The 12253-nt window shown below is 65.6% G+C and carries 10 protein-coding genes; all 10 read right to left on the bottom strand.

Annotated features, from left to right (window positions below):
- Positions 1-4: 4 nt before the first annotated feature.
- On the bottom strand, positions 5-751 hold the full coding sequence (locus F0Q45_RS04400) for a hypothetical protein (protein ID WP_149652774.1): 747 nt from the start codon (positions 749-751) through the stop codon (positions 5-7).
- A 129-nt stretch (positions 752-880) separates the two neighbouring features.
- Positions 881-3721 (bottom strand): preprotein translocase subunit SecA, encoded by a 2841-nt coding sequence (gene secA, locus F0Q45_RS04395; protein WP_149652773.1) that lies wholly within the window; start codon positions 3719-3721, stop codon positions 881-883.
- Between the two features lie 84 nt (positions 3722-3805).
- Positions 3806-4495, bottom strand: coding sequence for a ribosome hibernation-promoting factor, HPF/YfiA family (hpf, locus tag F0Q45_RS04390; RefSeq protein ID WP_149652772.1), 690 nt, complete (start codon positions 4493-4495; stop codon positions 3806-3808).
- A 336-nt stretch (positions 4496-4831) separates the two neighbouring features.
- Positions 4832-5461: a ComF family protein gene (locus tag F0Q45_RS04385; RefSeq protein WP_149652771.1), complete on the bottom strand. Its 630-nt coding sequence runs from the start codon at positions 5459-5461 to the stop codon at positions 4832-4834.
- Between the two features lie 138 nt (positions 5462-5599).
- A complete protein-coding gene (locus tag F0Q45_RS27510) occupies positions 5600-5938 on the bottom strand; it encodes a hypothetical protein (RefSeq protein WP_188112785.1) in 339 nt (112 codons plus the stop codon).
- 483 nt (positions 5939-6421) lie between these two features.
- Entirely contained in the window at positions 6422-7264 is an 843-nt protein-coding gene (locus F0Q45_RS04375) for an LmeA family phospholipid-binding protein (RefSeq protein WP_149652769.1), read from the bottom strand.
- A gap of 55 nt (positions 7265-7319) precedes the next feature.
- Complete coding sequence (gene lpqB / locus F0Q45_RS04370; protein WP_373424919.1) at positions 7320-9086, bottom strand: MtrAB system accessory lipoprotein LpqB; 1767 nt, start codon at positions 9084-9086, stop codon at positions 7320-7322.
- Positions 9086-10777: an MtrAB system histidine kinase MtrB gene (mtrB, locus tag F0Q45_RS04365; RefSeq protein WP_149652767.1), complete on the bottom strand. Its 1692-nt coding sequence runs from the start codon at positions 10775-10777 to the stop codon at positions 9086-9088. Before mtrB ends, lpqB begins: the two co-directional genes overlap by 1 nt.
- A gap of 73 nt (positions 10778-10850) precedes the next feature.
- Entirely contained in the window at positions 10851-11537 is a 687-nt protein-coding gene (mtrA, locus tag F0Q45_RS04355; RefSeq protein WP_015354856.1) for a two-component system response regulator MtrA, read from the bottom strand.
- A gap of 69 nt (positions 11538-11606) precedes the next feature.
- Positions 11607-12251, bottom strand: a complete 645-nt coding sequence (locus F0Q45_RS04350; RefSeq protein ID WP_149652765.1) for a dTMP kinase — start codon at positions 12249-12251, stop codon at positions 11607-11609.
- Positions 12252-12253 lie beyond the last annotated feature (2 nt).

The following is a 12253-nucleotide window of genomic DNA, read 5'->3' as shown; positions in this document are numbered from 1 at the left end:
TCGGTCAGCCAAACGAGACGGTGCGTTGGACGGCATGATGACGGTTCGCGTCGAAAGTCTCGAAGTGCCCGGAGCCCACGACGAACAGGCCGCGTTGTGGTGGCCGAAAGCCGGCCAGCCGCGCTTGACTGGCCAGCGGACCCACCGGCCCCAGGTCCATGCCGGCCAACACCGCACGCGACCGCGGCACCGCCCACACCTGCTGAGGGGCGATCATGAATCGTTGCCCGTTCGGGGCGGTACCGGCGAGCCGGACCTGTCCGGCGCCGAGGGTCGGACCGACGGCGCGGCTCAGCGCGGCCAGGGCCACCCGGTTGGTCCACGCCCCGGTGGGCAGCCGCCCGCCGATCGCGCTCATCAGCCGCGTCGACACAGTTGACCGGATATCCATCCACCACTCGAGTAGTCCGGTGATGCCGACGAACAGCGACCACGGCGTGATCCACTCGACCTCGATGTCGCACTGGACCGCATCGTGCGGGGTCGCCGAGCTGAAGTAACGCGCGCAGCTTTGCGCACCCGGCGTCGTGGCGTAGAAAGTCCAGACACCGTCGGGCCCGCAGTGCCATACCGATTTGTAGGGCGGCGCGAACGTGGCGGCCGGAAAATGCCGCAGCGCAAGGTAATGGCCGCTGGCGAACGGTAGGCCCATGACACCGAAACCGACGAATCGTTCGTCATCGCCGGCGGGCAGGGCGGGGTGTTGCAAGATTGCCGTGGCGGCGTCGTAGGGGCTGCGTGAAGTAATCATACCTGGATGGTTCACGCGTCCGCCGCCCCGGCGCATGGGGCAGCTGCCTCAATTTGGCGCAGCGACCGTGAAGCCAGTCGCACGTTCGCCGCCGAGCGTGCGGCTAGCTTCACGTTTCGGCGCAGCACGCTAGCGCTTCTTCACCGATTTCGGCGGCTTGGGGCCGCGACCTTGCCGCCGCGCGGCTTCGCGCCGTTCCCGCCGGCTAGCGCCGGCCGACGCCCCGGCCGGCGCCTTTTGCCCCCCACCACCGTTGCGCTGCACCTGCGCCGAGCCGTCCTCGGCCGGGCCGGAATACGTCAGCGCCGGCGACTCGTCCTCAATGCCCTTGGCGCGCAATGCGCCTACCGGCTCTTTCGGAGCCTCGTGACGCTCGTCCGATGCGGCGGCCTTGGTCGCGAACTCGGCCAGGCCTTCAGGTTCTTCGACCGGAGCGACCTCGACCTGCGGCGCCGGGACGGCCTCCACACTGACGTTGAACAGGAAGCCGACCGACTCCTCTTTCATGCCGTCGAGCATGGCCATGAACATGTCGTAACCCTCGCGCTGATACTCGACCAGCGGATCGCGCTGCGCCATCGCCCGCAGCCCGATGCCCTCTTTGAGGTAGTCCATCTCGTAGAGGTGCTCGCGCCACTTGCGGTCGATGACGTTGAGCAACACATTGCGCTCCAGCTGGCGCATCGCGCCCTCACCGGCAAGCTCTTCTAGCTCGGATTCCCTTACCGCATAAGCACGTTCAGCGTCCTCGCGGAGAGCGTCCAGCAGCTCCTCGCGGGTCAGATCGTCACGGTCGGAGTCGGCGTCGTGATGGGTCAGAGTCTCGTGCTTGATCCCGACCGGGTACAGCGTCTTCAGCGCCGTCCACAACGCGTCCAGATCCCAATCCTCGGCGTAGCCTTCGGCGGTCGCGCCGTTGACGTAGGCGGTGATCACGTCGCGCACCATGTCCAAGGCCTGCTCTTTGAGGTTTTCGCCTTCCAGGATGCGGCGGCGCTCGGCGTAGACCACCTTGCGCTGCTGGTTCATCACCTCGTCGTATTTGAGGACGTTCTTGCGGACTTCGAAGTTTTGCTGCTCGACCTGCGTCTGCGCGCTCTTGATGGCACGGGTGACCATCTTGGCTTCGATCGGCACGTCGTCGGGCAGGTTGAGCCGGGTCAGCAGCGACTCCAGCGCGGCACCGTTGAACCGGCGCATGAGTTCGTCGCCCAACGACAGGTAGAAGCGTGACTCGCCCGGGTCGCCCTGCCGACCGGACCGGCCGCGCAGCTGGTTGTCGATGCGGCGCGATTCGTGACGCTCGGTACCCAACACGTAGAGGCCGCCCGCGTCGATCACTTCGGTTGCCTCTTTGCCGGCCTCCTCCTTCACGACAGGCAGCTCCTGGTGCCAAGCCGCCTCGTACTCGTCGGGCGTCTCCACCGGATCTAAGCCTTGCTCGCGCAGCCGCTGGTCGGTGAGGAAGTCGACGTTGCCGCCCAACACGATGTCGGTGCCGCGCCCGGCCATGTTGGTGGCAACGGTAATGGCGCCCCGGCGGCCCGCCACGGCAATGATGCCCGCCTCTTGCTCGTGGTATTTGGCATTGAGCACGTTGTGCGGGATACACCGCTTGGTGAACTGCCGCGACAAATACTCCGAGCGCTCCACGCTGGTGGTACCGATCAGCACTGGCTGACCCTTCTCGTAGCGCTCGGCAACGTCGTCGACCACCGCGATGTACTTGGCCTCTTCGGTCTTGTATATGAGGTCGGATTGGTCCGACCGGATCATTTCCTTGTTCGTGGGAATGCTGACCACACCGAGCTTGTAGATCTCGTGCAGCTCGGCCGCCTCGGTCTGAGCGGTGCCGGTCATACCGGCCAGTTTGTCGTAGAGCCGGAAGTAGTTCTGCAGCGTGATGGTGGCCAGCGTCTGGTTCTCAGCCTTGATCTCGACGTGCTCCTTAGCCTCGATGGCCTGATGCATGCCCTCGTTGTAGCGGCGTCCGATCAGCACCCGACCGGTGAACTCGTCGACGATGAGCACCTCACCATTGCGGACGATGTAGTCCTTGTCGCGGTGGAACAGCTCCTTGGCCTTCAACGCGTTGTTGAGGTAGCTGACCAGCGGGGAGTTGGCTGCCTCGTAGAGGTTGTCGATGCCGAGCTGGTCTTCGACGAACTCGACGCCTTTTTCGTGCACGCCGATGGTGCGTTTGCGTAGGTCGACCTCGTAGTGGGTGTCCTTTTCCATCAGCGGCGCCAACCGGGCGAACTCGACATACCAGTTGGAGGCGCCATCGGCGGGACCGGAAATGATCAGCGGGGTGCGGGCCTCGTCGATCAGGATGGAGTCGACCTCGTCGACGATGGCGTAGTGGTGCCCGCGCTGCACCAGGTCGTCGAGCGAGTGCGCCATGTTGTCGCGCAGATAATCGAAGCCGAACTCGTTGTTGGTGCCGTAAGTGATGTCAGCGTTGTAGGCCAACCGGCGCTGGTCCGGGGTCATCTGGGCGAGGATGACACCGACTTCCAGACCTAGGAAGCGGTGCACCCGGCCCATCCACTCGCTGTCGCGTTTGGCCAGGTAATCGTTGACGGTGACGATGTGCACGCCGTTGCCGGCCAGTGCGTTGAGGTAGGCGGGCAGCACACAGGTCAGGGTCTTGCCTTCACCGGTCTTCATCTCAGCGACGTTGCCCAGGTGCAGCGCCGCGGCACCCATCACCTGGACGTCGAAGGGACGTTGGTCGAGCACTCGCCAGGCGGCCTCCCGCGCGACTGCGAACGCCTCGGGCAGCAGGTCGTCGATGGTTTCTGGGTTTTTCTCGTCGGCCAGGCGCCGCTTGAACTCGTCAGTTTTGGCTCTCAGTTCGGCGTCGGTGAGCTTTTCGACGTCCTCCGACAACGTGTTGACGTAGTCGGCCACCTTCTTGAGGCGCTTGACCATGCGACCTTCACCAAGGCGCAGCAACTTCGACAGCACAGCTATATCCCTTGTGGGTAGGAGTCTTCTTGTTAAAGCGGCGACTCCCATCGTAGGTGACGCCCAGGATTTCGCCGGTGATCGTCAAGCCAGCCGGATCAAACCATAGTCGTAGGCGTGCCGGCGATAGACGACGGTCGGCCGTTCAGTCTCCTTGTCGAAGAACAAGAAGAAGTCGTGTCCGACAAGCTCCATTTCGTAGAGCGCGTCGTCGACGGACATCGGCTTGCCCGGGTGCTCCTTGACTCGGACGATGCGACCCGGCTCATGGTCCAGGCCTGCGCCATCATGATCGTGCGGCTCGCCGGGCTGGGCTTCGAACGCCTTATCCGGAGGTGGCGCTACCGCGGTGGCCTCGGACAGTGACACGGGGGTCTTGTCGCCGTAGTGCACTTTGCGGCGGTCTTTGCTGCGGCGCAGCCGGTTCTCCAGCTTTGCGACGGCGGATTCAACCGCGGCATAGAAGCTGTCGGCGCAGGCCTCACCGCGGGCTATCGGCCCGCGGCCGCGAGCAGTGATCTCCACCCGCTGACAGGACTTGCGTTGGCGACGATTGCGTTCGTGGTCGAGTTCGACGTCGAACAGATAGATAGTTCGGTCGAACCGCTCCAGGCGAGCAAGTTTTTGCGAAACGTAGATGCGGAAGTGGTCGGGGATCTCCACATTGCGGCCTTTGAACACGATCTCGGCGTTCGCTTTCGGCTCCGCCTGCTGGTCGGTGTCAGCCGGCGCTTGGTCCAAGACCTGATCGGATTCCACAGTTGGCCTTGACATTCGTGACAACTCGTTTCTCTTTTCACGTCGCACGCGCCCTGCGTGCCGGGTCTTCAGATACACACCGACAGGGTTAGAGCGGTCCTAGCGCGATCACCGCCGCAGGCTGCCCGCCGGTGCAAGATGCCGAACACTCACCTCCTACCGCGGGTAGCGCGTCAACTTTGGAAACATGGCTGATGATGAGTTCGAGTCCATAGATCTGATTTCGACGTTAGCTTGTGTTCACCCTACGGTGCTACTGAATTGGCCGGCCTTTTGCGAGTTCTTGGCGGTCTTGTGGCACATTCCTTGGGTTGCGCGACCAGCCGCCGCGCCAAGCCATGGCGCGGGTTGTCACGCCGCTGCGACCGCCAGCACGGCAACCACCCTTACACCAGCGCCCTGCAGCACCCGGACCGACTCGCGCACCGTCGCTCCGGTGGTGACGATGTCGTCGACGATCAGGACTTCGGTGCTTGGCCGGGTGCGCAGCAGTACCCGGCCCGCGATGTTGCGCTCACGGGCGGAGATTCCCAAGCCCACCGAGTCGCGGGCTAGCGCTCTCATTCGCAACGCCTGGACCACACTGATGTCCGGATGGCCCGCCACCGCGGCGCGGGCCATTCGGGTGACGGGGTCTCCCCCACGCTGGCGCGCCGCCGATCGCCGTGTCGGCGCGGGCACCAGCGTCAGCGGAGTATCGATCATGCCCCAGCACAGCAGCCGGTGCACGCCGATGGCCAGGGCCCGGGCCAGTGGTGCGACTAGATCGCGGCGGCCGTGCTCCTTTATCGCCAGGATCGCTTGGCGACGCGCGCCGGCATAGCCGCCGAGCGCGAAAACCGGGACCTGCGGCTCCACCCGGGGGTTGACCACGTGCGGTTCGCCGGATTTGACCACGAGATCGGCTGCGCACGCTGGACACCATCGCGTTGCCGAAGCGCCGCAGCCGCCGCATTGCAGCGGAAGGACTAGGTCGAGCACGGTGTCAGTGTGCCGGCGAGAACTGACAACCGTGACGCTACGTGTCCTCGGCTCCGTGGGCGGTTCGGTCGATAGCGGTTGAGGACGTCAGCCACATGTAGTCCGACGCAGCGCCGGTGCGGGTGGGATAACGCGCCCCTACTCCGCGGGGGCGCCAGCTGCTGCGCACGCCGGAAGCGGCGTCGCGACCCCCGCCAGGATTGCCGAGATGGGCGCCGGTGGCGGCCCCGCTGCCGCAGGCGCGGGCGGACCGGGCAAAACCGCCGGTTCGAGTACCGGCGCAGTCGGATTGGTCGGCGCACCCTTACCCGAGCCGCCAGCCATCACTACCGGAGCAGCAGCCGGCGCGGCCTCAGCTGGTGCAGCAGCGCCAGCAACTGGCGCGACCGGAGTTACCGGAACCACCGGTCCAACCGGCACTACCGGCACCACCGGCCCAACCGGCACCACCGGCGCGATCGGCACCACCGGAGCCACTGGCGCGAGGGGCACAGGTCCGGCTACCGCCGGGCCAGGCAGCACCACTGGAGCGGCACCTATCGGCGCGACCGAACCGAGCGCTGCAAATTGCTCGATGCAGGTCGGACCGCCGGCCGGCAATGGACTGGCTGACAGGCCCGGACTGAACGCTAAAGCGGCGCAGCATAAACCCACACCGCCAGCAACTGCGACGCAGAATCGATCGACCAGCTGCAACGCCAACTCCATTCGTCATTGTCCGGGTGCCCGCCATCAGCGTGGCAATGGAACCGTATCGGTGCTCCGAATGCTTGCCTAGACCCGGAAATCTTGGTTGCCGAACCGATACAGCGCACCGACCGCGTCGTGACCCCGGCTTTCCCAAATAGTGACTTGCGGAACGAAGCCGCGGGCTAACCGGGATGCCGTTCCAGCAAATGAAGACCTCATCGTTCATTTCGCGAGCGCTTGCCACACCCGGAGGCGCCCCCGTGCCGGCAATCAGTCTGAACCTCGTAGCAACGAAGGCCAGCTGAAGCTGAGCGCACCCTGACTCAATCGGGTGATCAGCTCCTCAAGATGCCGCAACGGCAACTCCATCCGCCACTCCGGAAGCAGCGCAGACAGCTTCAGCGAACCCGGTTCCAGGCTAACGTCGGTGAGCAGCAACCCATGCGGCAGCTCGGGCAGCGGCACCTGATAGGCGGGAGTCCGCATCGGCAACCGCCATCGCCGGTGCCCGGCGATCACCGCGCGCGGCCGCAGCCACAATGTCGTCCCAACCACGTCGGCGTTCACCTCCACCCCGCCCCAACCGGGGCGTCGCGCCCAGCGCAGCCGGGCGGTGCCGTCTTCCCGCAGCTCGCTGCGCAGTTGCGGAGCCACCTGCCGCAGCACATCATCGAAGATCTCCGTCGGCAGCACTGACGACAACCTGGTGGGAGCGGCCACCACCAGCGGCGGCACGCCTGGACGGATATGGACGTTGCGCAGGACCGCCACGGCGCTGTGCAAGTGGTGCCTTGATTGGTCATCGCCCCACCTAACGTCGCGCGCGGCTACCCTGACTTCGCCGAGCTGACCAACAGCCAACCCCTGCGGGTCGAGGTCAGAATTCAACTCGGTGACAGTCAGCACCACGTCGTCGCCACCGATGCGCACCGTGACTTCCTTGCCGACGAGCAGTTGCTGCAGCGTCATGAACAGCGTCCGGTAGGGCATGGAAACCGCCTGGGCGGCGCCGGCACTCACCGACGGCAATCCGGTCGACGACCACAATGAGGCCAGCATATCCAGCGCGCGAAACGGATCTTCCCACCGCAGGAAGGGAACTTTCGGCGACATCGATAAGCGCCTCCTCACTGCGAGGGTAGCCGGTGAGGTCAGCTCAGCGCAGCACTCATCCGGGCAGTACTGGTGTGGCCCCGGCCACCATCAGGCCCGCTACCTCAGACCAGCCTTGTTGACCGTCGGCGGCCGACGCCGAATACGCCAGGACCCCTTGCGGGGCGGCCACGTACACCGTCGACGGATTAGCCGCGATGGCAAACAGCGGTATCTGCAATCCGCGGGACGGCGCGTCAGAGTTCACCCCGTCGAGGTTCACATACGACACCGGATGCGTGGCATCGTTGCGCGTCACCGCGATGTCGTCGCCGGTGCGCCAGGACAACGACACCACGGAGCTCCCCAGCCCGAAACCCAGCCGCCGTGGATAGGTCAGGGCGAATTGGCCCGCCTGGGTCTGTTCGACACCGGCGAGAATCACCTGCCCGTCGATCACCATCGCGGCACGAGTCCCGTCGCGCGACAACTGTAGGTCGGTGATCGCCCCGGGAAAGCGACTGGACACCGCGGTAGCGTCAACCGGGATCCGCGCGGGCTGTCCCGATGCAGGTTCCTGAATTGCCCGCAGCACGATGTTGGTGTCGACCACCACCCACACCGCGTCGTCCAGCGACCAGCTAGGCCGCGAAAGGTTGTGGCCATCGGCGGACTGGACCGCCTCGCCGCCAAGATCGCCGATCCACAACGAGGCCGCCACATCAGGGGCGCCACGCCGCAACGTCACGACGGAGGCCACCTGGCGCCCGCTGCGGGATAGGGCGGCACCTGTCTGGTCTCCCATCCGTCCGAAGGCTCCGGGCATGGTGGTGATCCGCTGCCCGTCCAGCGCCACCAGCGACCCGCCCACCAGCGCGTGCAAACCTGCCCCGGCACCATCGGCCACACCCGGGTCGGTGGCGGCGACGTCGGAGGTGTTCCATCCTTCAGCGAACCTATCGTCGAGCGGTGCGCCGTCGGCGTTGATCACGTACGGCCCTCTGATGTCGGCTCGGGCCAGCGTCCAAATGATCTGTGCAGCAAGCAATTGCCTGCTGTGCGGATCGGTGGTCGACAGCTTCTCCAGGTCGACGCGCGCGCCGCCATACCCCTTTCCGATACCGGCCTTGCCGCCATCGGCTCGGGTCACCGGACCGCGCAGCCGCAGCGGCGGAGCCAGTAGGTTACGCACCGTATGCGCCATCTCCGGACGCGGACCGGCCAGCAGCTTGGAGACGAGTTCAGTGGCCAGCTGATCATGATCGGACACCGCGACATAGCGCGGATCGGGAACCACGGTCCTGCCGGTGGGGTCGGCGAAGTAGAGGGTGTTGCGCTTATAGGTCGACTGGAATTGCTGCCAGTCCAGGAAAACGCCGTTGGGCAGCCGGTCAATGCGCCAACCACCGGACGTCTTGACCAACTCGATCGGACCCGGTTCCGGCAGCTGGCCTTCTGCTGTCTCGAAGACGCCCATGTCGGACAGGGAGCCCAGGATATCTGCCCGCATGGTCGCCGTAACCCGTTCAGCTGCACGGGTTTCGACGAAAACCACATGGTCGATCAGCAGCGCGCTACCGGCATCGTCCCACGCGTTGGACGCCGATTGGGTGAGGAACTGGCGTGCCGCCAGATGTCGATTGGCCGGGTCAGCTGTTGCCTTGAGAAATTCGCGCAGGAGCACGTCGGGATCCATGCCCGGCGTGGGCTTGGGCAGGTTCGACGGCGCAGGCCGCTCCACGGTGCCGATGGCCTGGGGAGCCGACGAGCTGGGCACGCTCGCGCAGCCGACGAGTGACCCGGCCAGCAGCAGCGTGGCCAGAACCGCCCTGAGTCGCCGCATCATCCGCTCCAGTCGGCGTGCTCGCGCGGCCGCGGCCGCTCCTTATGTTCGGGGGCACTGGGTTGCGGAATGGGTTGGGAGACCGGTTGCGGGATGGGTTTCATGGGCAGCGGACTGGTGGTCACTTTGTGGCCGCGGACCAGCGGAAGCGTCAACCGGAAGCAGGCACCTTGGCCGGGTTCACCCCAGGCTTCTAGCCGGCCCTGGTGCAACCTGGCATCTTCGACGCTGATCGCCAGCCCCAACCCAGTGCCGCCGGACCGCCGTACCCGGGATGGATCCGCGCGCCAGAACCGGCTGAACACCAGCTTCTCCTCACCCGGCCGTAGCCCGACGCCATAGTCGCGCACCGTGACCGCGACGGTATCTTCGTCGGCGCCCATCCGGATCCGCACCGGTTTGTGCTCGGCGTGGTCGATGGCATTGGCAATCAGGTTGCGCAAGATCCGTTCTACCCGGCGGGCATCGACTTCGGCGATCACCTCTTCGGCGGGCAGGTCCACGAGCAACTCGATGCCGGCCTCCTCGGCCAGGTGACCTACGCTGCTCAGCGCGTTGTTGACGGTGGCCCGCAGGTCGACCGCCTCAACAGACAGTTCGGCCACGCCGGCGTCGTGCCGGGATATTTCCAACAAGTCGTTGAGCAGCGTCTCGAATCGGTCCAGCTCGCTGACCATAAGCTCGGTGGAGCGTCGCAGCGCCGGGTCGAGATCGGCGCTGTGGTCATAGATCAAGTCAGCGGCCATGCGCACGGTGGTCAACGGGGTGCGCAATTCGTGGCTGACGTCGGAAGTGAAGCGGCGCTGTAGGTTGCCAAACTCTTCGAGTTGGGTGATCTGCCGGGACAGGCTCTCGGCCATATCGTTGAAAGACACCGCCAGCCGGGCCATGTCGTCTTCGCCGCGGACGGGCATCCGTTCCGACAGGTGCCCTTCGGCGAACCGTTCGGCGATCCGCGACGCCGACCGCACCGGCACCACCACTTGGCGCGAAACCAGCAGCGCAATGCCGGCCAGCAAGACCAGCAGCACCAAGCCACCGGTGGCCATTGTGCTGCGCACGAGCGTGATGGTGGCCTGTTCATTGGCGAGCGGGAAGATCAGGTACAGCTCCAGGTTGGCCACCCGCGAGGAGGTCGGCGTACCGACGACGAGCGCCGGTCCGGAGAATCCGTCAGTGTGCACCATTGCGTACTGGTAAGCAGCCTGCCCGGCCTTGACAAAGCCACGTAATGCGCTGGGCACCTGATCGACCGGTCCTGCGGTCGAGGCGGCGCGCGGCCCATCTCCCGGCACCATCAGCACGGCATCGAAAGCACCGGCGAGGCCCGCGCCGGTGGCGGGATCCGTTTTCGAGGTCAAGGTGTTGCGCGCAAGCTGCAAGCTGCTGTCCAGCGAGCGCGTCTCTTCACCGTTGACGATGCCGCTGACGGTGGTGCGGGCTCGCTCGATCTGCTCGATCGCGGCTTTGACCTTGACGTCGAGCACCCGGTTGGTGACTTGGCTGGTCAGCACAAAGCCCAACGCCAGGATCACCGCGAGCGAAAGCCCCAGCGTCAAGGCTACGACTCGCAGTTGCAGCGATCGACGCCACGCAATGGCAACAGCGCGGCTCAACGCGCTCACACCGCGTGTCATTGGGCCAGAGCGCCCCCAACGACTCCTGGTGCGTCGCCGAGAGCCGAAGATCACCGGCGCCGTCCCCCGCAAGCGGGTGGTGCCCCCACCTCAGCATCGCTGCGCTCTGCATCGTCTCCGGGGGGGATCACGGAGGTCCGGCCTTGTATCCCACTCCTCGAACGGTCAGAACCACGGTCGGGTTTTCAGGGTCTTTCTCCACCTTGGCCCGCAGACGCTGAACGTGGACGTTCACCAGGCGGGTGTCCGCCGGGTGCCGGTATCCCCACACCTGTTCGAGCAGCACATCACGAGTAAACACCTGACGGGGTTTGCGTGCCAGCGCGACCAGTAGGTCGAATTCCAACGGCGTCAGCGAGATCTGCTCGCCGTTGCGGGTCACCTTGTGTGCCGGCACGTCTATATCGACGTCGGCGATGGACAGCATCTCGGCGGGTTCGTCGTCATTGCGGCGCAGGCGCGCCCGCACCCGCGCGACCAGCTCTTTGGGCTTGAAGGGCTTCATGATGTAGTCGTCAGCCCCCGATTCAAGACCTAGCACCACGTCCACGGTGTCGGTTTTGGCGGTGAGCATGACGATCGGCACACCCGAATCGGCGCGCAAGACCCGGCACACGTCGATGCCGTTCATGCCGGGCAACATCAAATCCAACAGCACCAAATCGGGGCGCAGCTCACGCACCGCGGTCAGGGCCTGAGTGCCGTCGCCGATGACGGCGGTGTCGAAGCCCTCCCCGCGTAACACGATGGTGAGCATCTCGGCCAGCGAAGCGTCGTCGTCGACAACCAGAATCCTTTGCCTCATGGTGTCCATGTTGGCACCAGAACGGGACAAAACTCACTCAACACACGGGCGTTTCTCATTCGATACGGGCAAATACCGTCAAAACCGCCCGTTTGGGACCAGAAGAGTGGCCGCCAGCCGGTCCGGATCGACCGTGGAGTCGACCACCAACCATCGTCCGCTCCACTCGGCGCGAGCCAGCTGCGCGTAGACAGCGCCGGTGCGCTGCTGCAGTTGCTCGTCGCGTTCGTAGCTGTCCCGCGCTCGTCCCGGATCGGCTTGGGCCCGGTCTCGAGCGCGCTGCGCGGCGACTTCGGTGGACACCGCGAGCAGCACCTGGCAATCGGGCTCGGGCAGTCCCATCCTCTGAAACTCCAGCTGCTGGACCCAGGCCACCGCTGCGCCGCCGGCGCCCTGACGCAGACGCGCCGCACTGTAGGCCGCGTTGGAGGCAACATAGCGGTCCAGAATCACCACGTCGTAGTTGCCGCGCAGCTCGGCGATTTCGGCCCCGGCGCCGGCCCGGTCCAGTGCGAACAGCGTCGCCATGGCGTACACCGACGACGCGAGGTCGCCATGCTGGCCGTGCAGCGCCTCCGCGGCCAGGTCAGCAGTGATCGAGCTGCCATACCGCGGGAAAGCCAGCGCGGCCACCGATTTCCCAGCCGCTTCGAAGGCCTTGCGCAGACCCTCGGTCAGCGTCCGCTTGCCGGCGCCGTCGACGCCTTCGATCGCGATGAGCACGG

Source organism: Mycobacterium simiae (assembly GCF_008370645.1).
GTDB lineage: Bacteria > Actinomycetota > Actinomycetes > Mycobacteriales > Mycobacteriaceae > Mycobacterium > Mycobacterium simiae_A.
The sequence above is the reverse complement of the archived record's forward strand: the minus strand, read 5'-3'. Positions and strand labels throughout refer to the sequence as shown.